Genomic DNA, 25,973 nt, shown 5'->3' with positions numbered 1-25,973 from the left:
CTGTCTCTGTGCCCATCCTGCCCGAGTTCAGGCACGGCGGGGAGCCGTGCCTGTGCGCTGCTTGGCCAGCCGGGCCACCCCCACAGCGATGAGCAGGGCGGCGCCATTGAACATCTGGTTGACCCACGACGGCGTTCCGATGAGCGTCAGGCCGCTCACCGTGATGGCGATGAACAGGATCGCGATGACAACCCCCGGCACCGAGGGGCGCCCGATGTCGATGACGATGGTGCTGAGCAGCACTGCTGTGAGCGCGGGGAACAGCATCATCATTCCGTTGTCTGAGGTGGCGCCGCCGTTGCGCGCCAGCAGGAGAACCCCGCCGATTCCGGCGAGCGTGCCCGAGGCCACGAATGCGAGCAACTGGATGCGCTTGACGTCGGCCCCGAGAAGCTGCGTTGCGCGCGCGTTAGACCCGATGGCGAACAGGCGACGACCGAAGACCGTCTGCGAGAGAAGCCACCAGGCGACGAACGCGATGACACCCGCCACGATGACGATGCGTGGGATGCCGAACCAGTCACGCGATCCCAGATCCGTCCACTCAGGCGGGATGCCTGTGATGCGCAACCCGCCGGTGTAAGCGAAAATCCCGCCGCCGATCAGGGTTGCCACGCCGAGCGTCGCGATGAATGGGTTCACACCGCCGTAGGCGATCATCAGCCCGAGCAGGCACCCGACGATGCTGCCGAACACAACACCGAGCGCGACCGCCACGGGCACCGGGAGCCCGAAGTTCACGATCGCAGCGCCAGCGACGACGGATGACGACGCGGCTACGGCACCAACAGAGAAGTCAAAGATTCCTGCAGCGAGCGGGAACACGAGTGCGACCGCGATCATGAGCGCAACGCCCTGGTTCGCTATGAGGGTGCGCAGGTTGAGAGCGCTGACGAAGATGTCGCCAGAGACCGGGTTGAGAGCAAACACCAGAAATTCTGCGATGACGAGCGCGAGGAGCGCATAGCGTTCGATGATCGAACGCCACGCGAGGGGCTGGCGCGCGAGGGCAGATTCGGACGACTTCACGATGGGACTCCTGTTTCGTGCATGGCTGTGGTGATCAGGCCGCGGTTGACGTCGCTGCCGGTGAGTTCGCGGGCGATGCGCCCGTCGACGAGCACGAGCACTCGATCGCTCAACTCTTCGAGCTCATCCAGGTCGCTCGACACCACGACAACGGCGGTGCCCCGCCGGGCGGCGGCGCGCACCAACTCATGGATCTCGTCACGGGCGACAGCGTCGACGCCCTGGGTGGGTTCATCCAGCAGCAGCACTCTGGGGTCGGCGCTCATCCACCGGGCGACGATGACTTTCTGCTGGTTGCCGCCCGAGAGTGCCGCGAGCGATATGGCTGGCGATGGAGCTCGCACCCGGTACTCGTGCATGATCGCCGGGGCGTCACTGCGCTCCTGCCGCGCTGAGAGGCGACCCCATCGGCGGTAGCGCGTGAGCACCGCAGCGCTCAGGTTCTCCCATACGGGGCGGTCGAGAAACGCGGCGTCCCGTTGGCGATCTTCTGGCACGAGGGCGATGCGGGCGCGCACCGCGTCACCGGTCGATCGAATGCTGGTGGGCACGCCATCCACAGCGATTGCGCCGGCGCCGTCGAGATCGCCGAAGATCGCTCGAAGCAGAGAGGAGCGCCCCGAGCCGACCAGCCCGGCAAGTCCGACGATCTCGCCGGATCGCACCGTAATATCGACGCCCTTCAGCGGGCCGGCGAGAATGTCTGTGGCCACGAGAGCTGCGTGCCCATCGTTGCGCGCGTGACCAAGGTGCGTTGTGCGCTCCCCGCGAACATGCCCCGCGATCAGTTCGACGATGCGGGATTCGCTGAACTCGGCGATCGGCCCGCGACCCACAACCCTGCCGTCACGGAGGATCGTGACATCGTCGGCAATCTCAGCAACCTCCGACAGCCGGTGGCTGACAAAGACGACACTGTGCCCGCCGTCACGCAGTGCACGAATCGAATCGAACAGCCGCACCACCTCATCGATCGGCAGGCTCGCTGTCGGTTCGTCGAGCACGAGGGTGGTCGGGCCGTCACCGATTCCGTCGAGAGCCCGGGCGATGGCGACAAGCGTGCGGTCTGCCGATCGCAGTGAAGCGACCGGAAGCCGAGGGTCGAGGTCAAGCCCGCGCTTGGCGAGCTCGGATGCGACATGGGTGACGAGCGCACGATCGTCGATGCGCCCCAGCCGCGAGCGTGGAAACTCTCGTGCAAGCCCGAAGTTGTCGGCGATCGACAGGTCGTCGACCAGGGCGAGATCCTGATGCACGAAGCGAAGCGCACGCGAGGCGTGCGGCCCGTACTTCTCACTGTCGTAGCGCTGGCCGAGCAGTTCGATCTCGCCGCCAGGATCGGCGGGCACCACCCCGGCGATCATCTTCAGAAGTGTCGACTTGCCCGAACCGTTGCCGCCGAGGAGCGCATGGACTCGCCCAGCCTCGAGCTGCCAGTCAACCGAATTCACCACGGTCGTGCTGTACGTCTTGGAGAGTCGGGTGACCCGGAGCACAGGCTCCGGGCCCCCCGTTGTTGTTGTCACTGGTCAGACACCCCAGTCAGCCCGCTGCAGTCCACAGGGCCGAGTAGCCCTTGCTGTAGTCGATGGGGCCCTCAAAGGGCTCACCCTCAGCCGGCCAGACCTCGGGATTGGTGGCATCCATGAGCTGCCAACCAATCGTCGACACCGCAGGGGCGTCTCCATTGCGGAACCGGTTGATCCCGTCGAGGAGAGACCACGCGGTGCGGCCGTTCGAGAAGCCGATGCACGAGTTCGCGCCTCCACCCGAGCGCATGAACGCAATGGTGTCGACGGTGCACTCTCCGCCGAGAACAACGGTGTCACTGCTGATTCCGGCCGCTTCGAGGGCAGGCTGCACACCGAGGGCGAGCATGAAGTCGAGATCCGCGACAATCACGTTGGCCTTCGCCGACTTGAGCAGCCCGGTCTCGAACATCTGTCGGAGGTTCGGCACGTCGGCCGGCCCGACGGCCACGGTCTCGACAATCTCGCATCCGGAGCAGCTCGCAAGCTGATCGACGAAGCCCTTCGCCAGGTAGTCCCCGATCGAAACGCCTTGGAACGCCACATGGAGAACCTTGGCGTTACCGTTCGTCGTCGAGATGATGTAGTCGGCCCGAAGCTCACCCAGGCGGGTGAAGAAATCAGCGGTTGTGGCGAAATCCTCGCTATAGCTGGGCTCAACATCGAACAGCGACGCCGAACCTCCCTGAGTCGGGTCGTCGCAGTCGAATGCCGAGATTCCCGCGATCACGACGCCGGCTTCTTTGGCCTCGGTCACAGCCTGGGCGACAGGCGCGCAGTCGACCCCGGCGAGGATGATCGTGTCTGCGCCTGCTGCAGTCGCCTGGCGTACACACGTCGCCCACACGTTCGGGTCATTCTGGCCGTCGCACACTGACGACTTCCAGCCGAGAACATCCGCCCCCTTCTCAACCTCGGATGCGATCTTTGCCAGCCCGCTGATCTGCTGGAAGGCCGACACGACCCACACATTGTGATCGGGCGAGATCACCGTGGGCGTTTCGGGAAGGGGGCCGGATGTTCCGGCATACGCGGCATCCACGGCTGCCTGAACCTCGGTGGAGATCCCGGCGGTGCCGGACTCTGACGGGTCAGTCGGGGCGCCCGCCGTACATCCGGCCAGCAGAAGGGCCGCTGCGGCAAGCGCGATGATCCGCCACGGGGCGCGGGGCGCCCCACGAAGAGCAGTTGTCTTCATTGACTTCTTCTTTCTCTTGGGTTGGGTAAGGGCTACTGAAAACCATCAGGGAACCGAGTGGTCCACCCGAAGTACTCCTCGACGGAGGAGGCGACACGAATCAGCTCGGCCTCGCCGAACGGGCGGCCGATCAGCTGCGCTCCGACCGGCAGACCGAGCTGCGAGGTGTGAACGGGCAGCGATATGGCAGGCAGCCCCGCGATGTTGCAGAACGCAGTGAATGCGACCATCTGGTTCTCGGTCACGCGCGGCCCCGAGAAATCACGGTTCGCCTCGTCGAGCACCGTGCCGGCCAACGGTGGTGTCGTCGCCATGGTCGGAGTCAACAACAGGTCGAAATCGCGGCCCCACTGCACCGTGATCGATGCGGACTCCGCGTAGAGGCGAGCCGCAGCGATCGCGTACTGCCCGGCATGAAACTCGGTCGCCTTGTGGCGGCGCTCCCTGATGTATTTCTCCGCAAGCTCGGGATTGTCGTACGGGTTCGCCCACAGCCACGAGTTGATGATGATGTCGAGGAACCCGGTGATCGCCTCAAAGCTGAACAGGGTCGGGTTAACGGTCTCCACCCTGTGGCCGAGCTTCTCGAGTTGCGCCGCAAGTTTCTCTGCCGCAACGACACACTCCGGGTCGACGGCATGCCCGGTCGGGGATTCCAGCATGAGCCCGATCCGACGAGCAGGACCCGCAGCCCCAACCTCATCGGCAAACGGCCGCTCGGGCTCTGGCGCCGTGTACGGCGCAGACGAGTGAGTACCGGCGATGACATCGAGAATTGCCGCCGTGTCGATCATGTGTCGGGTGATGACCCCATCGATGATCGAATGCTCCCAGGTGGGCACGTACGAAGGGACTCGCCCTCGCGCCGGCTTCAGACCAAGCAGTCCGGTAGCGGACGCCGGCATGCGAATCGAGCCTCCACCGTCAGTGGCCTGGGCTACCGGCGTGATTCCTGCCGCAACCGCCACCGCCGCGCCGCCCGAAGACCCCGCAGGCGAAAAATCGGGGTTCCAAGGGTTGCGGGTGATACCGAAACGCTGATTCTCGGTGACCGACATCGGCCCGGCCTCCGGCGAATTGCTGCGACCGAACAGAACGAAGCCCGCATCGACAAGTCGCTCGACGATGATCTCGCTGTGCTCGCGGGGCGCGTCAGAGATGCCCAGCGAGCCGAGCGTGGCCGGCTGACCTGCCACCATGGTGAGCTCTTTGATCGGGATGGGCACTCCCGCGAACGGCCCGACATCGTCACCCCGAGCGATCGCGTCGTCAACCTCACGAGCCCTCGCGAGCGCATCCAAATCGTTGCGCCAGATGATCGCGTTGAGCTCCTGTGCCGCATCTGTGGCGCGGATTGCTTCGGTCACGAGCTCGACCGAGGAGACCTCACCCTCACGGATGGCTGCGGCAAGCGAAACCGCGGAACGGTGCATCAGCGTCACGGACAACTCCTTTGTTCGTGACGACCTTCCCAAGCAAAGAGCCCCACCACTTGACCACGACGGCCCCAATGTTGATGCAGACGGCACGCGCAGCCCGGCAGTTGCGCGTGCGCGCACATCCGATCGCGGGGCGGGCGCGGATGTCAGGGGCGCAGCGCGGCACGCACCCACTCGAGTGCAGCATCCGAGTCCACGCCGAGGCTGCGGATGCGGTCGACGTAGTCGCGCGCGGCCTGTTGCGCCCCGCGCTCAGCCGGGTCACCCTGCGCGGCAACGAAGGTTCCGGCCCGGCCGCGGGTCTCGATGATGCCGAGGGTCTCGAGCTCACGGTAGGTGCGCGCGACGGTACCGGGAGCCAGCCCGAGGTCCTCCGCCAACTTGCGCACGGTCGGCAGTTTTGCGCCGGCCGCAAGATGGCCCGACTGCACCTGCTCGAGCAGCTGCACCCGCAACTGCTCGAACGGCGGCACAGCCGACGCCGGATCGATGCGAAGCATCATGCGGATGCGCCCCTCACGACCCCGGTCTCGAAGTCGGTGTCAGGCCACAGACGCAGCAGGAAGTGTCGCCGCGCCCCGACAAGCTGCGCATCCAAACTGACGATGATCAGCCCCCACGTGAACAGGAGATTCACGATGGTGTCGGGCCACGTGACATCCGGATCGGAGAACGTGACGGAAAGCATGAGGTGCAGGGATGCGACGAGCGACACCCAGCAGAGCATGGTCATCGCCGACGTGAGCCGGAGCAGCGTGTCAGCCCGCAGTGCATCATCCCAGGCGAGCTCGCCCGGGCCGCCCGCTGGCTGGCCCCGAGAGAGTACACGACGACTGAGCATCCGTGCGGCGACCCAGCCGACGACGGCGACGACGAAGACCGGCAGCGCGGGAGCGGTCACGAGAGCTGCCGCGTCAGTCCGCCCCAGGATGACGAGAACCACGGCGATTCCGGTGGCGGCAGCAGCAAAGAGCAGCAGGATGCTCGGCGTCATTCGACGACGAGCGTCCACATAGTCGGCCTCTGTCGGCGAGATCGCCCTCGCGATGCGCGAGGCATCCGCATCCTGCTGAAAGAGTGACTCGTGCAGCGTCACGACCACCCCGCCACCGATGAGGCCGAGCAGCAGGAGCGGCGTGACCACCAGAAAGACCGTGGTGGACGACTGCCATTCCGGGACGAGAAGAAGCACCCCCACTGCCGCCCCGAACCCGACAGCGGCTCCGAGTACTGCCGCGATACTCACCCTGCTCGTGCGACGCTCGACGGCCGCCCGGATCTTCGCGTCACCCGGGTCGAGTCGCACCTTGCGCACGAAGTCGTCGACGGCACGCATCCGAGAACGCGGCGTCGCCGCGAAGATGATCACGACCACGAGCATCAGCGCGATGAAACCCATGAACCCCCACGCCAGCATCCGCTCGAAGTCCATGCGCCCCACCTTTCGATCTTCTGTTCAAGCTATGCATGATTGTATCAATACATAACTCTGAGATCAACAGGCCAGAGCTACTGCTTCATCTTCTCGTAGATCTCCTTGCAGGTGGGGCAGACAGGGAACTTCTCGGGGTCACGACCCGGGGTCCACTTCTTGCCGCACAGCGCGATGACAGGCTTGCCACTGAGCGCCGACTTGAGGATCTTGTCCTTCTGCACATAGTGCGAGAAGCGCTCGTGGTCGCCATCCTCGAGCTGCTCCTGCTGAAGCAGTTCCTCGAGTTCGCGATCCAGGACATCCGTACCGCCGCCGCTGTGTTCAGTGTCACTCATGCGTTCAATGGTAGGCGCTCAGCGTCAATTGCGCAGAGTGAAAGCGAGCAGCTCCGGAGCCTGCCGCGTGAACACACGGCCGCCAGCCCACACGCCCAGCAGCAGCACAAGCAGCCCCAGCACGAGGCCGCCCAGCAGGGTCAGCATGGGCCAATCGCCGCCCTCCGCGAGGCCCAGACCGGCCAGCCACAGCACCGGCAACGAGACGACGATGGTTCCGAAGAATGCGACAGCCTGACCACTCGAACCGGATGACGACTGCGGCTGCGAGAACGGGCTCGCCCCCGGCCGCACAGCCGCATACGGCATACGGGCGGAGGTGTAACTGGAGATGCCGATACCGGAGAGGAGCACGCACACGCTCACCCCGAACACCGACGGCAGCACCGACCAATCGCCGTACCCCCACGCGCTCAGGGGCGCGAACACCGCGATCATCGGAACGCCGAGCACGAGCACAGGCACGATTCGGCCGATGCGATCCGCCCAGCCCGGAGTGTCCGCCGCGACATGCAACCACAACGCCGTGTTGTCGTGCGCGAGATCGTTGTGCAGCAACCAGCCCAAGAACAGACACATGACCGGCAGCGGGATGAGCGCCAGATTCTGCCACCACACGCCGACCACGGCGAACGGCACCACCACCAGCACGGCAACCACCGGGATGACGGCAAGCGCGAACTTGTAGCGACCATCGCGCATCCAGTAACTGAAGCTGCGCCCCGCGATCGCCCCCACCAGAGTCGCCGGCATCACATCGAACCAGCCCAGGCCGGCCTCGCGGGCCGGAGAACCGTCGAGCCGCGGCGCCGGCATGCGCTGCATGCGGAGCGCCAGCAGATGCCATGCGACCGCCACGACACCGAGCACCAGCGCAGCCATGCCCAGACGCTGCCACGCCACATCCGAGTCACCCGCGGCCGCAGCCACAGGCGCCGCCCACGCGAACCCGAGCGGAGAGTCAGAGAGCCCCGCCGCCCACTCACCCAGCCGAGACTGCAACTGAGGGTCGTCGCCCCCCAGCAGCAACATGAGCACGAAAGGTGTCGCCGCCAGAAGCACCAGCAGCAGCACGATGCCGGCAGCCTCACGCAGGCCGCGCGTCATGAGCACGACGGCGCCGAAGGAACGAGCGAGCCGCGCACCCAGCACACCGGTCAGCACAATCAGGACAGCCGCGAGAGAAGCGATGGGCGCAGCATCCGGATTCCATGCCCAGGAATGCGCGAAGCCCGCAGCGACGACGATCAGCAGAATCGTCGGAACGCCGATGACGGCCGCGAGCGCCAAGCCCCAGACCACGCCGGCACGAGGGCGACCGAGGGGGGTGAAGGAGCGAGCATCGAGAGGATCATCGCCCGGAAGGAGCAACGGAACCAGCACGAAGCCGAGCGTGACCACCGAACCGATCAGAACCGTTCCCGTTGCCGCATCCGCCGCGGAAGCCGACGCGAGGGCGCCGAACGCGTCGAGCAGATAGCCGGTGAGCGCAACGCCGAACGCCAGCAGAACGACGAGACCGAGCAGTTGCACACCGCCGCGACGCAGCCCGTTGGAGAGCTGGGCGAGCCTCAGTCGGAGAACGAGCGCAACCACTCCATGTCCTCCCCCGGTCGCACGTCGCCGATAAGGTCGATGAACCGCTCCTCCAGGGAGGCGTCGCCGCGCACCTCCTCGGTGGTGCCGACGGTGAGGATGCGACCCTCCGCGATCACGGCGACCGAGTCACAGAAGTGCTCGATCAGGTCCATGCTGTGGCTCGACAGCACGACCGTGCCGCCCGCGGCCGCGTACCGGCGCAGCACCGCGAGCACTGCCTCCACCGACACCATGTCGACGGACTCGAAAGGCTCGTCGAGGATGAGCAGGCGCGGCGAATGGATCATGGCTGCGGCGAGTGCGACCTTGCGCGTCATACCCGCCGAATAGTCGGTGACGAGGCGATCCTGGGCATCCTCGAGCCCGAACGCGGCGATGAGATCAGCACTGCGCGACTTGACCGTCTGACGGTCGAGGCCCCGCAGCAGGCCCGAGTAGAACAGCAACTGGCGACCCGTCAGGCGATCGAAGAGCATGAGACGGTCAGGCAGGATGCCCATGGCACGCTTCGCCTGGGCGGGGCTGCTCCAGACATCGGCACCACCGACCGTCACCACGCCGTCATCCGGCCGCAGCACGCCCGTGACCATCGACAGTGTCGTCGTCTTGCCCGCACCGTTCGGCCCGACGATCCCGAAGATCTGCCCCGCACGCACGGAGAGATCGATGCCGTCGACAGCGGCCACATCGCCGAAGCGCTTCACGAGGCCGGCGATCTCGAGGATGACGGGGGCGTCATCCGGAACACGGGGCGCGGAACGCTTCACCGCAGGAGCCCTCTTCGGTTTGGCCTTCGCCCGGGGGGCGGCCTTGGTCGTCGGCCTGGCCTTCGTCGTTGCGGTGACCGTCGCCACAGAACTCGCCGCAAAGGCGGGCTCGAGCGCGGGCTCCGGCTCGGGCTCGGGCTCCGGCTCCGGCTCGACGACGACCTCGGAGGCGTCCGTTGCTGTCACGCCATCGTCCGGATCGGCCGCGACATCCACCGCCGTTTCGACCTCGTCAGGCGCAGGGGTAGACAGCTCCGCAGGCTCGGGAGTAGACAGATCGGCCTCGGTGAGCCTGTCGATGAGCACGTCGAAGCGCGAAAGGGCCTTCTCGATCGAGAAATCGCCTGATCCGGTCGCCTGCTTGTGTGTCACCGATCAACCGTACCAATGCGCGGTGGGTGCCGCAGCCGCATGTCGCCCCGCATCACGAATTGGACACAGACTGCTGAGAGAGCACGACAAAAGGTCGACCCACAGGCGCAGCTGTAGTTAGCTTGTATGTAATCACAAAGAGGTGACTTGCCAATGCTCGTCGGGTGAACAGTCAGTGAACGCTGATCCGACGACCCTAGACTCATAGCAAGGAGAACTCTCGTGAGCACACAGATCGTCATTCTGGCCGCCGGAATGGGCAGCCGACTCGGCCGAAGCCTGCCGAAGTCCCTCACCGAACTCAGCGATGGCCGCACCATCATGCAGCAGCAGTTCGACAACATCCACCAGGCGTTCGGCAAGGACGCGAAGGTCACCATCGTCGTCGGCTACAAGCTCGAGTACATCATCGACGCGTTCCCCGAGGCGTCGTTCGTGTACAACGAGCAGTACGACCAGACCAACACCTCCAAGAGCCTGATGCGCGCCCTCCGCGCCTCCTCCTCCGGTGGCGTGCTGTGGATGAACGGCGACGTCGTCTTCGACCCGGTGGCCCTCGAGCGCGCCGCGAAGGTGGTCGCCCGCGACCAGTCGTTCGTCTCCGTCAACACCGCGAAGGTGTCGGATGAAGAGGTCAAGTACACGACGGACGCCGAAGGTTACATCCGTGAGCTGTCGAAGACGGTCAAGGGTGGTCTCGGCGAGGCCGTCGGCATCAACTACGTCTCCAGCCGCGACAAGGCCGCGCTGGTGCGCCAGCTGGCCCGCGTCGACGACCAGGACTACTTCGAGCGCGGCATCGAGCTGGCCATCGAGCAGAACGGCCTTCTCGTCGAGCCGATCGACATCTCTGACCTGTACGCGGTCGAGGTCGACTTCGCCGAGGACCTCGAGCGGGCGAACCTGCTCTTCAGCTAGCGCCACCTGCTCGTCAGTTGGCGCCGCCGACGGCGGCGTTCCGCAGCTTTGCAGCCGCTGACCCGTACGATGGTGCTCGTGTCAGTTTCCGTTCCGTTGCGCCCTGCGCGGTCGCCATTCGAGCGGTACCGCAGCTCGCTCTGGTTGCTGACGCTGCGCGATCTGCGCGTGCGGTACTCGACGTCGGCCCTCGGCTATGTGTGGTCGATCCTCGACCCGCTGGTGATGGCATCCATCTACTGGTTCGTCTTCACGCAGGTGTTCGACCGCTCGGTCGGCTCGACTCCGTACATCGTGTTCCTGCTGGCGGCGCTGCTGCCATGGATGTGGTTCAACGGCGCGGTCAGCGACAGCACTCGGGCGTTCATCCGCGAGGCGAAGCTGGTGCGCTCGACGAAGATTCCGCGCACCATCTGGGTGAACCGCATCGCGCTCTCGAAGGGCATTGAGTTCCTCGCGAGCATCCCGGTGATCGCCGTGTTCGCGATCGCCACAGGTGCCCAGCTGCAGTGGCAGGTCGTGTTCTTCCCGCTCGCGGTGCTGCTGCAGGCCATCCTGGTCGTCGGGGTGAGCCTCATCGTTGCGCCGCTCGTCGTGTTCTTCAGAGACCTGGAACGCGCCACCAAGCTCGCCCTGCGCTTTCTCTTCTACGCCTCCCCCATCATCTACGGCATCACCGACCTGCCGGAGGGGCTGCACCTGTGGGCGTCGTTCAACCCACTCGCGGGCATCTTCTCGCTGTACCGTGCCGCATTCTTCCCTGAGCAACTCGACTGGATGGCCGTCGGCATCGGCGCTGGCGTGAGCGTTCTCCTGCTCGGGCTCGGGATGCTCGTCTTCCGGCGCACCATCCGCGCCGTGCTGAAGGAGATCTGATGACAGCCGCAGCAGTCGCCCCCCGGCCCGTCGATGCAGGCACCGTGATCTCGGTACGGGATGCGGGCATCCGATTCAAACGCAACCGCCGTTCGCGCCGCTCCTTCAAAGACCTCTTCGCCGGCAGCCGCCGCCGCACCCGGCCCGGCGAATTCTGGGCGCTGCGCGGTGTCAGCTTCGACGTCATCTCCGGCGAAGCCATCGGCGTCGTCGGCCGCAATGGACAGGGCAAGTCGACACTGCTGAAACTCGTCGCAGAGGTCATCCTGCCCGACGAGGGAACCGTCGGCGTCCACGCCGGGGTGGCCCCGCTCATCGAGATCACAGGCGGCTTCGTCGACGAGCTCTCCGTGCGCGACAACGTCTTTCTCACGGCGGGGCTGCACGGGATGAAGCGCACCGAGATCGAGGAACGCTTCGACGAGATCATCGACTTCGCCGAAATCGGCGACTTTCTCGACACCCCCTACAAGCACCTGTCGAGCGGGATGCGCGTGCGCATCGCCTTCGCCGTGATCTCCCGCCTCGAAGAGCCCGTCATCCTCGTCGACGAGGTGCTCGCCGTCGGCGACAAGGCCTTCCGCGAGAAATGCTACCGACGCATCGAGGAGCTACTCGCCGGCGGCCGCACCCTGTTCTTCGTGTCACACAACGAGAAGGACCTGCGCCGCTTCTGCACGCGCGGCCTGTACCTCGACAAAGGCGAACTCGTGCTCGACTCCACCATCGACGAGGTGCTCGACCGCTACAACGCCGACTACGGGGTCTAGGAGACCTCGCGGGGCGGGTCTCGAGACGGCACTCCGTGCCCCTCGACCAGCAGGCAGGGCAGGCACCTCGTGCCGCTCGACCCGCAGAGCAAGGCAGGCACTTCGTGCCCCTCGACCAGAGGGAAGGGCAGGCACTTCGTGCCCCTCTGCCGGCGGGGTTCTCGCTACATGTCGCGGTAGCGCTTCGCCTGCGCGACGGCATCCGCAAGCCCGTCACGGTCAAAACGCTTGACGTACCCGGCGGTGTCACGCTGGATGCGCCAGCCCTCCGCGAGAACGCCCAGGTCGAGCGTGTCGAAGCCGATCGCGTCGATGAAGGCGGCCACAGCATCCTTCGCCGTCTGGTCGTCGCCTGCGATGGCGAGCGCACGACGCCCCGCCTGACCGGAGGCGAGCGCATCCTCGACGATCTGCTTCGCGCCGATGTGATTGAACGCCTTCACGACCTTCGAGTCAGGTAAGCGCCGCTGCAGCAGCTCCGCCGTGGTGGTCGACTCGTCGTCCAGTTCGGCGATGTGGCCGTCGCGCTGCGGGTAGTAGTTGTTCGCGTCGATGACGGTCTTGCCCGCCAGCGGAGCCGGGTCGATGTCGCCGATCGCCTTCAGCGGGATGGCGACGAGTACCAGCTCACCGCGCTCCGACGCCTCTGCGACGGTGCCAGCAGTCGCGCCGTCGCCCAGTTCGGCGACGAGCTCCGAGAGCGTCTCCGGGCCCCGCGAGTTGGAGATCACCACCTCGTAGCCGTGGGCGAGAGCCGCCTTGGCCACGTTGCTGCCGATGTTTCCTGCTCCGATGATTCCGATGGTTGTCATGACTGTCAGAACCGGATGCCCGGCAACACTATTCCTGTGTGACGCGAAACGTGCGCGGGGTGCACAGCGGGTGCGCACGAGCATGCGCCTACACTTGTACTCCCCGACAGGCCAGCAGACATAGGAGCCCGGATGAGCGCATCGCCAAGCCAGGATGAGGAGATCACACCGCACCCCATGATGGTGCGCGGCTTCGACCGGCTGCTGACGACGCAACGACCCGCCGTGCTCGACCATGTGCGCAATGTGCGCCGCAGGCATCCGGGGGCCAGCCCTGAACAGGTGATCCGCATCCTCGAACGGCACTACCTGACCGCCGTCACCACGGGTGGGGCAGGGGTCGGGGCCGCCGCCATCATTCCGGGCGTCGGCACGGGCATCAGCCTCGCGCTCACAGGGGTGGAGACGGCCGTGTTCCTCGAGGCGAGTGCCCTGTTCGCACAGTCGATCACCGAGATCCACGGCATCGCCGTCACCGACCCCGACAGGGCCCGAACCATCGTGATGGCGATGATGCTGGGCAATTCGGGTGCCGAGCTCGTGCGCAGCCTCGCCGCGCAGGCCACCGGCCAGGCGGTGCCCCGCACTCGTTTCTGGGGCGACGTCATCGGCCGCAACGTTCCGCAGGCCTTCATGGGCCCCATCGCCGACAGGGTCAAGAGGGCGTTCCTGCAGCGCTTCGCCCGCAACACCACGACGGGCGCCATCGGTCGCATCCTTCCGTTCGGCATCGGCGCCGTCGTCGGCGGCACCGCGAGTCACATCCTCGGCCGCCGCATCGTCGCCGCGTCGAAGGATGCGTTCGGGCCGGCACCCGAGTACTTTCCGGCGAACCTCGAGCAGCTCAAGCCGCCGCGCACACCCCTTGTCGCCTATGTGTCACGCGGGGGCGCAGCGCTGCGCGATGGCGCGCGACGCCTCCCCGTGCCGCTCCGCAAGCAGCTACCGGCTGGCCCGTCCGCTGCCGCGCCGGGCGACGCATCCGCGCCGCCTGCCCCTACGACACTGCCGATGACGCCGCCGAGTGGTCAATAGCCGCCCCACGGATGCCACCTTCGGGCACGAAGTGACCAGTCACGGCGCTCCGGCGCCACTCACTCGGTCGTCGGATCCTCGTCATCGTCGTCGACGAAGGGGTCGGCCTCGCTCATCTGGCGATCGCCCAGATGGATCGCCGCATGCTCGTGCCACACTCCCACAAGACGTTCGACGGCGTCATGGAATCGCGCCGTCGCAGCACCCGGCGAGGTGTCACCGAAGTGCCGTTCCACCCAGTAGTGCAGGCGATCGAGCGCTTCGACGTCACCGCGCACCCGCTCGACCTGCGCGATGATGTCGCCCGCCGCATCCGCCGTCAGCCATTCGGCAGCGCCCAGGAAGCCCGCCTCGTCGACGTCGGTCAGCGGAGAGACAGGCCTGGTCACGATGAGCGGTTTGCCCGTCGCGAGCCTGTCGTAGACCATCGCCGAGACATCCGTCACCGCGACATCCGCCGCGGCGAGCTGCCAGCCGAGCGAAGGGCCGTCGTCATAGACGTGCTGGGCCGACGGATCAGCCTGGTTCGCCGCCGCGATCTCGGCGATGATCGACTCATTGGCGCGCTTGAAATCAGGATCGATGACACCGCTGCGGGGGTGCGGCCGGTAGATGAGGCGAAAACGGCGGTCGGCCAGCAGGGCCGAACTGAGCGCAACCCCGTGCGATGCGACAGAACCGTAGGCGGCAGCCGCCCTGTCGCCCTCCCAAGTGGGCGAATACAGCACCACGACCCGATCATCGGGCGTGTACGGCAGCTCGCCGGCGAAATGGTCGGCCTGGGGGCGCCCGATCTGAATGGTGCGGTTGTCGACGTCGAAGTTCCACAGCTTCTGGCGAAGCCTGTCGTAGGCTGCACGACCCGCGATGAAACTGTAGTCGTAGGCCTTGAACTGGTTGGTCGTCATGTACATCTTGTCGCTCTCACCGTGGTTGATGAAAACATGCCACATGCGGCCGTAGCGGAACATCTGGAAGTTGCGCGCGTTCTGGTTGACGTAGAACACGATCTTGATGTCCTGCTGCTCGACGAAATGCTCCAGATCGGCCACCTTGCGCAGGTACTGCACCGGAACAGGCGCCTCGTCGGCGAGCTTCAGCATCGCGCTGGGCGAGCGCGAGATGATCGCGACCGGCCACTTCTTCGCCAACGCCGCCAGAGGGCCATACCACTGCCGGATCTGGTACAGATTGACGCGCGAATCCGCGAAATACACGGCGATCTGGATGCTCCGCGGCGGCGGCGACGCGACCCCCGGCAGTCGGCGGGCCAACTCATGGCGCGTGCGACGCGAACGGAGGAGGCTCGTGACCAGTCGCCGGGCCGTCTTGAGGTCTTTGATCACGGGCATCAACCCATTAAATCAGCCTCAGACGATGGGCGGCCGCCCTGAACGCGTCATGCGCCAAACCGTTACCCAGCCGATAGGGCGGCGCTCGCCCGCAGGCTCACGCCAGCCCTCGCGCCAGCCCGCGAACCAGGCGGCGAGCAGCCGGGGCTGCCGCGCCCAGCGCAGCAGTTGGATGCCCGTCCACGAGCCCACATACAGAACGGCGAACACCCACGGCAGATTGCGCTTCGCCAACCACACGCGGTTGCGGGCGTTGAGCCGGTAGTAGTAGTCGTGCCTGCTCGGTTCGATCGCAGGATGATGGGCCACGAGCTCGCCCGCGTACCAGCTGCGCAGGCCCTGATCCCACACCCGCCAGGCCAGCTCGATTCCCTCGTGCGCGTAGAAGAACGGCTCCGCCCATCCGCCCGTCCTGTCGAACACGGCACGCGGCATGACGAGCGCCCCCTCCCAGACGGAGAAGACCGGGCTCGACTCGGTGGGGTCACCCTTGCGGATGCGCGGAACCCAGCGACGGGGGTTCGTCACGCCAGAGGGGTCGACGACACGCGGCTGGACGAGGCCGATCGTGGGGTCCGCGACCATCAGGCGGATCGCATCCGTCACAAAATCTGGCGACGGCACGCTCGCGTCGTCGTCGAGGAAGAACAGCCACTCCCCCGACACCTGCTCGACGCCACGATTGCGGCCCGCCGGGATGCCGAGATTCTCGGGCAGGCCGTGAGCCCGCACACCCTCGGGGAGCCCTGTGGGCTGCCAGCCGTTGCCGACGACGACGACATCGAGCGCGACGCCCTGCTGCGCGAGCACGCTCTCGAGCCCGCGCATGAGGTCGTCGGGTCTGGTGCCCTGCGTGAGCACCACCACGCCGACGGTCGGCAGCTTCTGCACGACTATGCCCGCACCCGCTTGGACGCCATGATCGCCACGAAGTGGCCCGCGAGGGCAAGCGCGGCAAGGGGAACGAGCGCAACGAGGAGCACCCTGTCGGCGAGTTCCGAACCGATGGCGAGGCCGACGATCGCGGCCGCGAAGGCGAGCATGGTCAGCTCGACCGAGTGGTACAGGCGGTGGAACGGCACGAAACGGGCCGCCCTGCGCAGCTTCGCGACGAGGCGACGGTCGGGCTCCAACTCGCCCTTGCGGTCGGCGAGCTTCGGCAGCCCCGCGTTGGCCCGCGCCACATGCACCATGTCGTTGAGGGCCTTGTTGAGGATGATGAGCACGGCGAGCAGGCACCCGAGCGTCGTCCAGAAGAAGTCCTCGGGAACGTCGAACGGGAAGCCGGCGGCACGGATGCCCAGCACGATCGGGATCAGCCCCTCCGTCGTGTAATGCCCCACCTTGTCGAGAAAGACACCTGCGGGCGAGCTCGTTCCGCGCCAGCGCGCGACCTCACCGTCGCAGCAGTCGACGAGCATCTGCAGCTGCCCCATGACGAGCGCGAGCGCCGCACCCGCGAGACCGGGAACCAGCAGGCTGAACGCCGTGCACCAGCCGACGAGGATCATGAGCCCTGTGACGCCATTGGCGGAGACGCTCGTCTTGAGCAGCATCCACGTGAGATACGGCGAGAGATTGCGCAGATAGAGCGATGCCGTCCAGTGCTCGGCGTTGGCACGCAGCCGAACCTCGGGCGGCTGCGCGACGGCGCGCAGCTCAGCGATGGAGGAGGGCCGCCCTCGTGGTGCTTCGGTGCTCATGGTCATCTTCCGATCTGGGCCGTGATGTTGCGGCTGAGCTTGAGGAAGCCGAGCACGAAGCCCGCGCCCCACCCGAAATGGATGCACGGCAGCACGAGCAGATACCAGAGGGCGCTGCGCGGCCCCTCCGATCGCAGCACCGGGACGGCCGCGCCGAGCACGAAGAGCGCATACACGGCGGGCACGGCGAAAGCCCACACGAGCCAGCTCGCGGTGACCGCCCCGATGACGCCCAGCACGATGCCGAGAAGGATGCCGAGAACGGCGACAGGAGGAACGAAATAGCGGATGCCGTTCTCCCGCGTGAAGCGCCGGGCCAGTTCGCCGCGCCAGATGCCGGTGGCGACGAACTGCCGCACGAGTTTGACCACGCTGGAGCGCGGTCGGTAGACGACGGTGAGTTCCGGCGTGAACCACACGGTTCCGCCGGTTGCCCGCAGCCGCCTGTTGAGCTCCCAGTCCTGACCGCGCTTGATGCCCTCGTCGAAGAGGCCGACCTCGAGCAGGCGGTGCCGCTGGAAGGTGCCGAGGTAGGCGGTGTCGGTGGGGCCCTCCTGCCCTCCCACGTGGTGCGGCGTGCCGCCGAGACCGGCGCGGGCCCCATAGGCGTGGGCGACGGCCCGCTCGAAGGCGGTAACGCCCTCAGCCTTCATGATGCCGCCGACATTGTCGGCCCCCGTGCGCAGCAGCGTCTCGACGGCGATGCGCGTGTAGTCGACAGGCAGGACCGAGTGGGCGTCGACGCGCACCACGATCGGAAAGTGCGACGCCCTGATCGCCGCATTCAGCCCTCCCGGTGTTGAACCGAGCTCATTGGGGATGCTGCGGATGCGCGGATCGGCCTCGGCGAGCTGCTCGATGACCCTGTTGGTGCCGTCGACGCTCGGGCCCAGCGCGAGCACGATCTCGCATTCGCCCGGATAGTCCTGGGCGGTGAGGCTGAGCACCGCGGCCTCGATGTGATCCACCTCGTTGAGCACGGGCATGACATACGAGACACCGGGGTACTCTGAGGTCTCTCGCGCCATGCTGTCCAGTCGTCGAATCGGCGAATCCAAGGCCCTCCAGACTAGCGGAGAGCTCGGCTGAGCCTAGCAGCCCACGACTGTGCGCATCCGGAGCACGCATGCGAAAAGCCCCGACGATCATCGTGACCGTCGGGGCTTTTCGGTGCTTCGCTAGAGCGAACCCAGCGTGACGCTCTCGGTGTAGCTCTTGCCTCCGCGCACGTAGACGATCTCGGCCTTGTCGCCGCCCGCGAGCACGCGGACCTGAGCCGTCAGATCGGTCTTGCCGGTGATGGGCAGGCCGTTGAATGAGGTGACGACGTCGCCCTTCTTGAGCCCTGCGGCCGCTGCGGCCCCGCCGGAGGAGACGCTGTCGATCGCCGCACCGACGACCGAGCTGTCGGCGAGCTCCTGCACCTCGGTGACATCCGCCACCGTCGCGCCGAGCAGGCCGTGTGTCGCCGTGCCGCTGTCGATGATCTCGAACGCGACACGCTTGGCGTAGTTCGCCGGGATGGCGAAGCCGACGCCGATGTTGCCGGCGCCCGACGAGGAACTGCTGCCCGTGCTCGCGATGGCCACGTTGATGCCAATGACCTTGCCATCGTCGTTGAGCAGCGCGCCGCCCGAGTTGCCGGGGTTGATGGCGGCATCCGTCTGGATCACCGGAAGAGAGATCACCGAGGAGACGGGCGCGCTGCTGCCGCTGTCGCCCTGACCGTTGTCGAAGCGCCACGGGCCGAACGGGTCATAGCCATTGCCGTCGGGTGCCGTCGTGTCACCCTCAGCTGCCTTGTCTGGCACCGCAGAGGAAGCCACCGTGATGCTGCGGTTGAGGGCGCTCACGACGCCGCTCGTCACCGTGTTGCTCAGCCCGAGGGGGGCGCCGATGGCGATCGCCGTGTCGCCGACGTTCAACTTGCCGGAGTTGGCGAAATCGGCAGGCTGGAACACGACATCGCTGTCGATCTTGACAACTGCGAGATCGGCGATGGGGTCGCTGCCCACAAGCTTCGCGTCGAAGAGCCGCCCATCATAGGTCTGCACCTTGATGGTGGGTTCGGATGTCGCCCCCTCGAGGGTGGCCACATGGGCGTTGGTGAGAATGTAGCCGTCCTCGCTCAGCACGACGCCCGAGCCGGTGCCCGCCGCCGTGCCGCCGGTGACCGACAGCGTCACAACAGAGGGGGCGACGGATGCGGCGACGCCGGTGACCACGGTGGCCGTGTCGACGTCATTGACCATCAGATTGGTGCCCACCGTGCCGGAGCCGGCGACCGGGGTGCCGCCGTCGTTTCCGACGAGCGCGTACACCCCGATGCCGCCGACCGCTCCCCCGACGAGAGCGGCGATGGCGACAGCGGCGACCAAGCCGACACCCGCAGTGCGGCGCTTCGGTGCGGCCTCAGGCCTCACGAACGCGGCGCCGGCCTCAGCAGCGGGAACACCCTCGGCCGCGGTGGCGGACGGGACGGGCTCGGATGCGACAGAGGCGGATGCGAGGGGCTCAGGTGACGCGGGGGTTGCGCTCTCGGGGACCACGGTCGTGTCCTTGTCTGCGTCATCGGCGGGCTTCGGGGCCTCAGTGGGGTTGTCGGTCATGGGATGCTCCTTCCAAAGCGAAGCCAGCATCCATCCCGAAGCTGTGCGATTTCTATGCGCTGGCTTCGAGCCTGCCGACCCTTGTTCCTGACGTGGGGTGTAACGCCGCAACCGGCCGAAGATTCCCCCGCAGTACCCTGTCAAGTATGGCGAAGGCGGCGACATCATGACGGCCACGGGCAGCAGGGTCAGCGGCGCGTGGGCGCGCACCGCGGAGGGCGCCATGCTGCTCTCGGACGACGGAACACTGAATCAGACCGTCTTCGCCGAGATGACAGCACTCGCCACGCGCACCGGCGCGATCAACCTGGGCCAGGGCTTTCCCGACGGCGACGGCCCCGCAGAGGTTCTCGCCGCCGCCAAACGTGCCATCGGCGACGGCACCAACCAGTACCCGCCCGGAATCGGCAACCCCGTGCTGAGGGCCGCGATCGCCGCCCACCAGGAGCGCTTCTACGGCATCGAGCTCGACCCCGACACGGAGGTGCTCGTGACCGCGGGCGCCACAGAGGCCCTCGCCGCCACCATCCTCGCGCTCACCGACGACGGCGACGAGGTCGTCACCTTCGAACCGTTCTACGACTCCTACGCCGCAGCCATCGCGCTCGGCAGGGCCATCCACCGCACGGTGCCGCTGCGCGCACCCGACTTCCAGCCCGATCTGGACGAGCTGCGGGCGGCCGTCACCGATCGCACCCGCATCATCCTCATCAACGACCCGCACAATCCCACCGGTGCCACCTTCAGCCGCGAGACGCTCGAACTGATCGTCGAGCTCGCCCATGAGCACGACGCCGTCATCGTCACCGACGAGGTGTACGAGCACCTCACCTTCGACGCGCCGCACACACCCATCGCCTCACTGCCGGGCGCCCGCGAGCGCACGATCAGCATTTCGAGCGGCGGCAAGACGTTCAGCACCACCGGCTGGAAGGTCGGCTGGGCGACAGGCCCCCGCGAACTGCTGAGCGCCGTGCTCGCCGTCAAGCAGTACCTCACGTACAGCAACGCCGCGCCCTTCCAACCGGCCATCGCCGCCGGACTCGGGCTCGGCGACGACTTCTTCACCGACCTCAGGGAGGGGCTGCGCGCCAAACGCGACATCCTCGCTGACGGTCTCAGAGCATCCGGATTCACGGTCATGACGCCCAGCGCAGGCTACTTCATCGTCGCGGATGCCTCGCCTCTCGGCTTCGACGATGCCCAGGAACTCTGCCTCCGCATGCCGGAGCTCGTGGGGGTCGCCGCTGTGCCCATCACCGCGTTCGTGCGCCCCCAGAACCGTGCAGGCCACGAATCGCTCGTGCGCTTCGCGTTCTGCAAGCAGAAGGAGGTGCTGCGCAGGGCATCCGCCCAGCTGCAGCAGCTGCGCCGAGCCTGAGCCCCGGCACCGACATCCGGTCAGGACGCCTCGTGCACCTGCCTGCCATCGGACTCGGTCTCGCCGACCCGCAGCAGCGGAAGCGTGAACGCGAACGTCGTGCCGACGCCCACCTCACTGTCGGCCGACAGCTCGCCGCCATGGGCCGTCACGATCGCCTTCGTGATGCTGAGGCCGAGCCCCACCCCCTGCACCGCGCTGCGCGTGGCAGTGGATGCGCGGAAGAAGCGCGTCGACAGCTGGGCGATCTCATCGGGCGGGATGCCCATGCCCGTGTCGCGCACCGCGACCCTCGCGAATGAACCCTCCGCCCCTGAGGTCACAGAGACCGAGACCGTCACGGTGCCGCCGCGCGGCGTGAACTTGATGGCGTTCGACAGCAGGTTGTCGCAGGCCTGCGCGATGCGGGTCGCGTCGCCGTGCACGATCGGCGCGGCGGCGGCAGGCTTCGACAGCAGAAGGACATTACCGCGCTTCGACACTGGCCTGGCCGATTCCACTGCGGCCTCGACGAGCGCGTTCACGTCGACCTCGGCCGCCTCGATCGGGAACTTGTGGGCCGTCACCTGTGCTGTGAACAGCAGGTCACCGACGAGCCTCAGAAGCCTGTGCGCGTTGCGTTCCGCAACGCCGAGATAGTGCCGCTGCTCGTCCGAGAGGGGCGCATCCGTGTCGTCGCGCATCAACTCGAGATAACCGAGAATCGAACTGATCGGGGTACGCAGCTCATGCGACACCAGACCCACGAACTCGTCCTGCAGACGCGACAGCTCCTTGCGTTCGCTGATGTCGGTTCCGACGAAGATGTACCCCACCGTACGGCCGTTCTCATCGACGCGCGGCGTGACCGTCACATGCACGGGGGTGGCCGAGCCGTCGTCGCGCACATAGTGCCAGTCGCGATCCTCCGAACCGCCCAGCCGCGCATACTCGACCAGCGCGGAGAAGCCGGGATTCAGCACGGTCGCACCCGCCGGGTAGCCGAGCTCGCGGGCCCTGTCGTCGAGCTCCTCGCCGCGATGAAACTCGTGAATGTGCCGCCAGCCGACAGCCTCCTTCGCGCGCAGGCCGAGGATCGTCTCGGCGCCCGTGTTCCACACATCGATGAGGCCCGTCAGATCGGTGCCGATCACCGACTGGCGACTCACCGAGTCGAGCACGCTGCGCAACAGATGCCCTGAGGCCTGCAGACGACCCTCGTTCTCCTTCAGCTGCGCCTCGTTCGCGCGCAGCTGCCCGACCAGGTCGACCGCCTCATCCAGCATCGACTCGCGCTGCCGCGTCAACTGCTCATTGACCGAGGCGCTGCGCCTGTTCTCCCCCGCGATACGGTTCACGGTCGCGGCCACGATCATCAGCGCCAGCGGCGTGAACACGACCGAAAGCATCCCCTCGATGGAGCCGACGGATGCCCCTGGCCAGGTGAATTCCAGCGCGAGCGCCCCCACAGCAGCCAGCCCCGCCACGACGACCCAGCGCACGCCCTCCGACGTCGCCAACCAGATGATCGGAAGCACCAGAACGGGCGTCATGAAGGAGCCGATGCCCACCCGCGCCACCGCGATCGCGAGCATCGCCACCAGCGGCACCAACTGCACCCAGTGCATGTTCGGGCGCAGCGAGTAGAGCACGGCCAGCACGACGGCGAGCGCCATGAACACGCAGGAGAGCCAGACGGCCAGCCCGTCGAGCAGCTCGAACTCGGGTACGACCACCGCGACGACGAGCGCCACCACGAACAGCAGCGCCGTCGGCAGCAGGCGCACCAGCACGGAGTCAAAGGTGACCGCGCGCAGGGTACGCAGGAGGATCATCAGCCGCTTCATCACGACACGAAAATCGCCCAGCTACTGCGCGAGCTGGCGCGCACGCTGCTCGCGGTGGGCGCGCAACGCCTGCGCCACATCCACGGGGGCGTTCGACACATCGCCGGAGTCGCGCACGATCTCAAGCGGCTCAGCAGCCGCGCCGTCACCGAAGCGCGACCAGTATCGGGCCGTCGCCGCCAGGAAGTCCGGCGCGTGGTAGCGGCTGGCGGAGAGCTGCGAGCGGTGCGTCTGCACGAGCGCGAGCTTGCCCTCCAGGTAGCCGTCGATGTTCACGAAGCGGTTGGGGCGGAAGTCCACCGTCGCCGAAGCGCTCTGGTAGCAGCTGACCGATCGCACCGCACGGGTCGCCACCAGGGCGGCCTTGTGCACGGCCCTGTGGTCCTGGTGCATGTCGTGGTCGCTGTGCACGTAGACGATCGACGGCCGAACCTCGTCGACGACCTTCTGGATGAGCGCCTGCGTGGGGTCGACCTCGGGGATCTCCGTGTCGGGCAGGTCCTCCAGGTGCAGCGTCGCGTCCAGCAGCCGTGCCGCCTCGAATGCCTCGCCCTGCCGCTCCGTCACATGGCCACCACGGCCGCCGCGCGAGAGGGTGAGGATGTGCACGGCGTCGCCTGCCGCGCGGTGGGCGAGCAGGATGCCGCCGACCCCGATCTCGACATCGTCCGGGTGGGCGCCGATCGCGAGAACAACCTCGCGCTCGCGCACATTCGCCTTCGCATTGCGGAACTCGTTGGCCAGCCTCGTCACGATGCTGATCAGGTCGGCGGATGCGATGGGCTTGGTCAGGAACTCGTCGGCGTTGTGACGCAGAGCCTCCACCGCGTAGTCGACCGAGACGTGCGCCGTCATGACCACGACGGGCGTTCCCGGGCGCACCGCCCGCACCTGGTCGATCAGTTCGATTCCGGTGATGCCGGGCATCTCGATGTCGGTGATGACGACATCCGGTTCATACAGGAGCATCGCCTGACGCGCGAACGACGGGTCGGTGAACGTCTGAACGATGCACCCCTGCTTCGTCAGAACCGTCTTGATGTAGAAGGCGACGTCCTCGTCGTCCTCGACGACGATGACACGATATGGCTCCGCCATGATGATGCTCCCCCCGAACTGCTGTACAGGGATACTCTACGTTCCCGGGAGCACTTCTCCTAGCGCTCCTGTACCCCGAATCTGCGCAGCTGAAGTGCCGGATTCACGGCCCGCACGTCAAGTACCCGCTGTCTTGTCACCCAATTGAGGGTGACGCCGCTGCCATCGCCGATCGCCGCGACGACAACTCCCATGGGGTCCACGATCATGCTGTTGCCGACGCCGACGGGTGGCGCATGGTCGGCCGCCGCGACGAACAGCGTGTTCTCGAGCGCCCGGGCGGTGACGAGGGTGCGCCAGTGGTGCTCCTTCAGCGGGCCGCGCACCCACTCGCTGGGGCAGGCGACGATATCGGCCCCCGCATCCGCCAGACGCCTCGTCATCTCAGGGAAGCGCAGGTCGTAGCAGGTCTGCAGGGCGACCGTCAGGCCATCCACGACGAAGGTCTCGGGCGGCTCGACCGCGCCAGGCACGACCCAGTCGGACTCCTTCTGGCCGAAGGCGTCATAGAGGTGCAGCTTGCGGTATACGGCGAGCCGCTCGCCCGCCGGCCCCACCGCGACGACCGTGTTGTAGACGCGGTCGCCGCCCATCGTCTGCTCGACCATGCCCGCGACGATGAACACCCCGAGCACCTTCGCGAGGGCGGCGACACTCACGCCGAAATGCCCGTCGAGCGGCTCGGCGGCCGCGACGGTCGACTCCCCCAGCTCCGGCACGAAGAATGACGAGTACTCGGGGAACACGATCAGCCGGGCACCCCGAGCGGCAGCGGCCGTGGCAAGGGTGCGGATGCTCGCCAGATTCGCGTCGACGTCGTCACCCGGCGCGAACTGTGCGACGGCGACACCCACCCCAGCGTCGGCGCCCCGCTCGATGTCATGGCTCATGCGGCCAGCCTACGACCCCTGGACTGCGGTTCTCCAACCTCGCCGAATTGCCCACTTTCGCCCTGAATCGATGGAATCTGGGGCGAAAGTGGGCAATTCGGCGACACGGATGCGTCGAATCACTCAGCGCAGCGCCGTCACCTCAGGCGCGCGCCGGCTGAGCACCAGCATTGGGATCGCGAACACCAGACCAAGGATGACCGGCACGATGGATGCCTCCAGCCCGAAGTCGCCGCCTGTCAGCAGCGCAGGGCCGGCGACGTCGACAGTGAACAGGCCACCGGCGGCGTGCCCCGAGACGGACACACCCAGCAGCGCGAGGCCGACATTCCACGCGAAGTGGATTCCCACGGCAAACCAGAGGTTGCGGCGCCAGAGGAATGCGGCGCCCAGCAGAACCCCGGCCTGGATGGCGATGGCCACACCACTCCAGAGAGTCGCACCGGGGTTGCCGAGGTGGATGATCCCGAAGAGCGCCGAGGTGATGGCGAGGGCGACCCAGCGACCACCGAGCTGCTCGACCGCCTGCAGCACGAGCCCCCGGAACACGAACTCCTCCACGATGGCTGCGCCCAGATTCACCACGATGATCGGCACCACCACCCCCAGCACGTCGTCCGGTGACCAGTGGAAGGAGAATCCGCCCAGCGCCACGACGATGAGCACCGAAATCCCTATGAACGCGGTGCCGATCGCGATACCGAATGCGGCCTCGCCGGCGAGTCGACGAACCGCCATCTCGGGCACCGCACGGCGGGCGAGCATCCGCATCACGACGCGGTAGATAAAGGGGGCAGCCAGCGAACCGAGCAGCCCCAGGGCGAGTGCCCAGGGCACCGGCCCTGCCGCTTTGCTCGGGGCGAGAAGGAGTGCGTTGACGACGACGATGCTCGCGGCGCCCACCACCATCCAGGTGAGGGGGAATCGCGCGATGCGGGAGATCAGGGACGGACGGGTTGGAGCCGCGGTTGCGGAGATGTTGTGTTCAGTCATGCTCCAA

Annotated in this window: 24 protein-coding genes; 5 read left to right on the top strand and 19 right to left on the bottom strand. The window is 66.8% G+C overall.

Annotation, left to right across the window (positions count from 1 at the left end; genetic code table 11):
• Positions 1–27: 27 nt before the first annotated feature.
• From FB562_RS02540 to FB562_RS13755, 9 genes are all read right to left on the bottom strand, one after another.
• Positions 28–1,029 (bottom strand): ABC transporter permease, encoded by a 1,002-nt coding sequence (locus tag FB562_RS02540; RefSeq protein ID WP_141879702.1) that lies wholly within the window; start codon positions 1,027–1,029, stop codon positions 28–30.
• A complete protein-coding gene (locus FB562_RS02535; RefSeq protein ID WP_141879701.1) occupies positions 1,026–2,555 on the bottom strand; it encodes a sugar ABC transporter ATP-binding protein in 1,530 nt (509 codons plus the stop codon). The genes FB562_RS02540 and FB562_RS02535 overlap by 4 nt, the downstream gene beginning before the upstream one ends.
• 16 nt (positions 2,556–2,571) lie before the next feature.
• The gene (locus FB562_RS02530) at positions 2,572–3,756 is read right to left on the bottom strand and encodes a sugar ABC transporter substrate-binding protein (RefSeq protein WP_141879700.1); all 1,185 of its coding nucleotides are present in this window, start codon (positions 3,754–3,756) and stop codon (positions 2,572–2,574) included.
• Positions 3,757–3,788: 32 nt separating this feature from the next.
• Entirely contained in the window at positions 3,789–5,189 is a 1,401-nt protein-coding gene (locus tag FB562_RS02525; RefSeq protein ID WP_141881051.1) for an amidase, read from the bottom strand.
• A 152-nt stretch (positions 5,190–5,341) separates the two neighbouring features.
• Complete coding sequence (locus FB562_RS02520; RefSeq protein ID WP_425459811.1) at positions 5,342–5,698, bottom strand: GntR family transcriptional regulator; 357 nt, start codon at positions 5,696–5,698, stop codon at positions 5,342–5,344.
• Positions 5,695–6,627, bottom strand: coding sequence for a hypothetical protein (locus FB562_RS02515; protein WP_141879699.1), 933 nt, complete (start codon positions 6,625–6,627; stop codon positions 5,695–5,697). Before FB562_RS02515 ends, FB562_RS02520 begins: the two co-directional genes overlap by 4 nt.
• A gap of 77 nt (positions 6,628–6,704) precedes the next feature.
• Positions 6,705–6,965, bottom strand: coding sequence for a DUF3039 domain-containing protein (locus tag FB562_RS02510; protein WP_141879698.1), 261 nt, complete (start codon positions 6,963–6,965; stop codon positions 6,705–6,707).
• A 24-nt stretch (positions 6,966–6,989) separates the two neighbouring features.
• Complete coding sequence (locus FB562_RS02505; protein WP_141879697.1) at positions 6,990–8,561, bottom strand: ABC transporter permease; 1,572 nt, start codon at positions 8,559–8,561, stop codon at positions 6,990–6,992.
• Positions 8,537–9,703: an ABC transporter ATP-binding protein gene (locus tag FB562_RS13755; protein ID WP_246081311.1), complete on the bottom strand. Its 1,167-nt coding sequence runs from the start codon at positions 9,701–9,703 to the stop codon at positions 8,537–8,539. The genes FB562_RS02505 and FB562_RS13755 overlap by 25 nt, the downstream gene beginning before the upstream one ends.
• A gap of 222 nt (positions 9,704–9,925) precedes the next feature.
• On the opposite strand from FB562_RS13755, the gene FB562_RS02495 reads away from it, so the two are divergent.
• From FB562_RS02495 to FB562_RS02485, 3 genes are all read left to right on the top strand, one after another.
• Positions 9,926–10,621, top strand: a complete 696-nt coding sequence (locus tag FB562_RS02495; protein ID WP_141879696.1) for a phosphocholine cytidylyltransferase family protein — start codon at positions 9,926–9,928, stop codon at positions 10,619–10,621.
• A 69-nt stretch (positions 10,622–10,690) separates the two neighbouring features.
• Complete coding sequence (locus FB562_RS02490; RefSeq protein WP_185740433.1) at positions 10,691–11,497, top strand: ABC transporter permease; 807 nt, start codon at positions 10,691–10,693, stop codon at positions 11,495–11,497.
• Positions 11,497–12,267, top strand: a complete 771-nt coding sequence (locus FB562_RS02485; RefSeq protein ID WP_141879695.1) for an ABC transporter ATP-binding protein — start codon at positions 11,497–11,499, stop codon at positions 12,265–12,267. Before FB562_RS02490 ends, FB562_RS02485 begins: the two co-directional genes overlap by 1 nt.
• Before the next feature lie 164 nt (positions 12,268–12,431).
• Here FB562_RS02485 and FB562_RS02480 read toward each other — a convergent pair whose 3' ends face one another.
• A complete protein-coding gene (locus tag FB562_RS02480) occupies positions 12,432–13,079 on the bottom strand; it encodes an NADPH-dependent F420 reductase (protein ID WP_141879694.1) in 648 nt (215 codons plus the stop codon).
• A gap of 132 nt (positions 13,080–13,211) precedes the next feature.
• On the opposite strand from FB562_RS02480, the gene FB562_RS02475 reads away from it, so the two are divergent.
• Positions 13,212–14,114, top strand: a complete 903-nt coding sequence (locus tag FB562_RS02475) for a hypothetical protein (protein WP_141879693.1) — start codon at positions 13,212–13,214, stop codon at positions 14,112–14,114.
• 59 nt (positions 14,115–14,173) lie between these two features.
• On the opposite strand, the gene FB562_RS02470 is transcribed toward FB562_RS02475, so the two are convergent.
• The 5 genes from FB562_RS02470 to FB562_RS02450 form a co-directional block, all read right to left on the bottom strand.
• A complete protein-coding gene (locus FB562_RS02470; RefSeq protein ID WP_141879692.1) occupies positions 14,174–15,466 on the bottom strand; it encodes a CDP-glycerol glycerophosphotransferase family protein in 1,293 nt (430 codons plus the stop codon).
• Positions 15,467–15,484: 18 nt separating this feature from the next.
• Positions 15,485–16,357, bottom strand: a complete 873-nt coding sequence (locus tag FB562_RS02465) for a glycosyltransferase family 2 protein (RefSeq protein WP_141879691.1) — start codon at positions 16,355–16,357, stop codon at positions 15,485–15,487.
• 2 nt (positions 16,358–16,359) lie between these two features.
• Entirely contained in the window at positions 16,360–17,169 is an 810-nt protein-coding gene (locus FB562_RS02460) for a CDP-alcohol phosphatidyltransferase family protein (RefSeq protein ID WP_246081310.1), read from the bottom strand.
• Positions 17,170–17,171: 2 nt separating this feature from the next.
• Positions 17,172–18,197, bottom strand: coding sequence for a glycosyltransferase family 2 protein (locus FB562_RS02455; RefSeq protein WP_141879689.1), 1,026 nt, complete (start codon positions 18,195–18,197; stop codon positions 17,172–17,174).
• 150 nt (positions 18,198–18,347) lie between these two features.
• Entirely contained in the window at positions 18,348–19,778 is a 1,431-nt protein-coding gene (locus FB562_RS02450; protein ID WP_246081309.1) for a S1C family serine protease, read from the bottom strand.
• Positions 19,779–19,944: 166 nt separating this feature from the next.
• Between FB562_RS02450 and FB562_RS02445 the strand changes: the two genes are divergently transcribed.
• On the top strand, positions 19,945–21,159 hold the full coding sequence (locus FB562_RS02445) for a pyridoxal phosphate-dependent aminotransferase (RefSeq protein WP_141879687.1): 1,215 nt from the start codon (positions 19,945–19,947) through the stop codon (positions 21,157–21,159).
• Positions 21,160–21,179: 20 nt separating this feature from the next.
• Here FB562_RS02445 and FB562_RS02440 read toward each other — a convergent pair whose 3' ends face one another.
• The 4 genes from FB562_RS02440 to FB562_RS02425 form a co-directional block, all read right to left on the bottom strand.
• A complete protein-coding gene (locus FB562_RS02440; RefSeq protein WP_185740432.1) occupies positions 21,180–22,973 on the bottom strand; it encodes a PAS domain-containing sensor histidine kinase in 1,794 nt (597 codons plus the stop codon).
• Positions 22,974–23,006: 33 nt separating this feature from the next.
• A complete protein-coding gene (locus FB562_RS02435; protein WP_141879685.1) occupies positions 23,007–24,083 on the bottom strand; it encodes a response regulator in 1,077 nt (358 codons plus the stop codon).
• Positions 24,084–24,142: 59 nt separating this feature from the next.
• Positions 24,143–24,973: a carbon-nitrogen hydrolase family protein gene (locus tag FB562_RS02430; protein WP_141879684.1), complete on the bottom strand. Its 831-nt coding sequence runs from the start codon at positions 24,971–24,973 to the stop codon at positions 24,143–24,145.
• 123 nt (positions 24,974–25,096) lie between these two features.
• Entirely contained in the window at positions 25,097–25,966 is an 870-nt protein-coding gene (locus tag FB562_RS02425) for a CPBP family intramembrane glutamic endopeptidase (RefSeq protein ID WP_141879683.1), read from the bottom strand.
• Positions 25,967–25,973 lie beyond the last annotated feature (7 nt).

Origin of the sequence: Homoserinimonas aerilata, from assembly GCF_006716125.1 — a bacterium.
Taxonomy (GTDB): Bacteria; Actinomycetota; Actinomycetes; order Actinomycetales; family Microbacteriaceae; genus Homoserinimonas; species Homoserinimonas aerilata.
This window is presented reverse-complemented; position numbering and strand designations above follow the sequence as displayed.

Bases quoted from the DNA above. Each gene is read 5' to 3' on its own strand.
- FB562_RS02530 (WP_141879700.1), bottom strand. From the start codon at position 3,756: ATGAAGACAACTGCTCTTCGTGGGGCGCCCCGCGCCCCGTGGCGGATC.
- FB562_RS02525 (WP_141881051.1), bottom strand. From the start codon at position 5,189: ATGCACCGTTCCGCGGTTTCGCTTGCCGCAGCCATCCGTGAGGGTGAG.
- FB562_RS02520 (WP_425459811.1), bottom strand. From the start codon at position 5,698: ATGATGCTTCGCATCGATCCGGCGTCGGCTGTGCCGCCGTTCGAGCAG.
- FB562_RS02515 (WP_141879699.1), bottom strand. From the start codon at position 6,627: ATGGACTTCGAGCGGATGCTGGCGTGGGGGTTCATGGGTTTCATCGCG.
- FB562_RS02510 (WP_141879698.1), bottom strand. From the start codon at position 6,965: ATGAGTGACACTGAACACAGCGGCGGCGGTACGGATGTCCTGGATCGC.
- FB562_RS02490 (WP_185740433.1), top strand. From the start codon at position 10,691: ATGGTGCTCGTGTCAGTTTCCGTTCCGTTGCGCCCTGCGCGGTCGCCA.
- FB562_RS02485 (WP_141879695.1), top strand. From the start codon at position 11,497: ATGACAGCCGCAGCAGTCGCCCCCCGGCCCGTCGATGCAGGCACCGTG.
- FB562_RS02480 (WP_141879694.1), bottom strand. From the start codon at position 13,079: ATGACAACCATCGGAATCATCGGAGCAGGAAACATCGGCAGCAACGTG.
- FB562_RS02475 (WP_141879693.1), top strand. From the start codon at position 13,212: ATGAGCGCATCGCCAAGCCAGGATGAGGAGATCACACCGCACCCCATG.
- FB562_RS02470 (WP_141879692.1), bottom strand. From the start codon at position 15,466: ATGCCCGTGATCAAAGACCTCAAGACGGCCCGGCGACTGGTCACGAGC.
- FB562_RS02460 (WP_246081310.1), bottom strand. From the start codon at position 17,169: ATGAGCACCGAAGCACCACGAGGGCGGCCCTCCTCCATCGCTGAGCTG.
- FB562_RS02455 (WP_141879689.1), bottom strand. From the start codon at position 18,197: ATGGCGCGAGAGACCTCAGAGTACCCCGGTGTCTCGTATGTCATGCCC.
- FB562_RS02450 (WP_246081309.1), bottom strand. From the start codon at position 19,778: ATGACCGACAACCCCACTGAGGCCCCGAAGCCCGCCGATGACGCAGAC.
- FB562_RS02445 (WP_141879687.1), top strand. From the start codon at position 19,945: ATGACGGCCACGGGCAGCAGGGTCAGCGGCGCGTGGGCGCGCACCGCG.
- FB562_RS02440 (WP_185740432.1), bottom strand. From the start codon at position 22,973: ATGATCCTCCTGCGTACCCTGCGCGCGGTCACCTTTGACTCCGTGCTG.
- FB562_RS02435 (WP_141879685.1), bottom strand. From the start codon at position 24,083: ATGGCGGAGCCATATCGTGTCATCGTCGTCGAGGACGACGAGGACGTC.
- FB562_RS02430 (WP_141879684.1), bottom strand. From the start codon at position 24,973: ATGAGCCATGACATCGAGCGGGGCGCCGACGCTGGGGTGGGTGTCGCC.
- FB562_RS02425 (WP_141879683.1), bottom strand. From the start codon at position 25,966: ATGACTGAACACAACATCTCCGCAACCGCGGCTCCAACCCGTCCGTCC.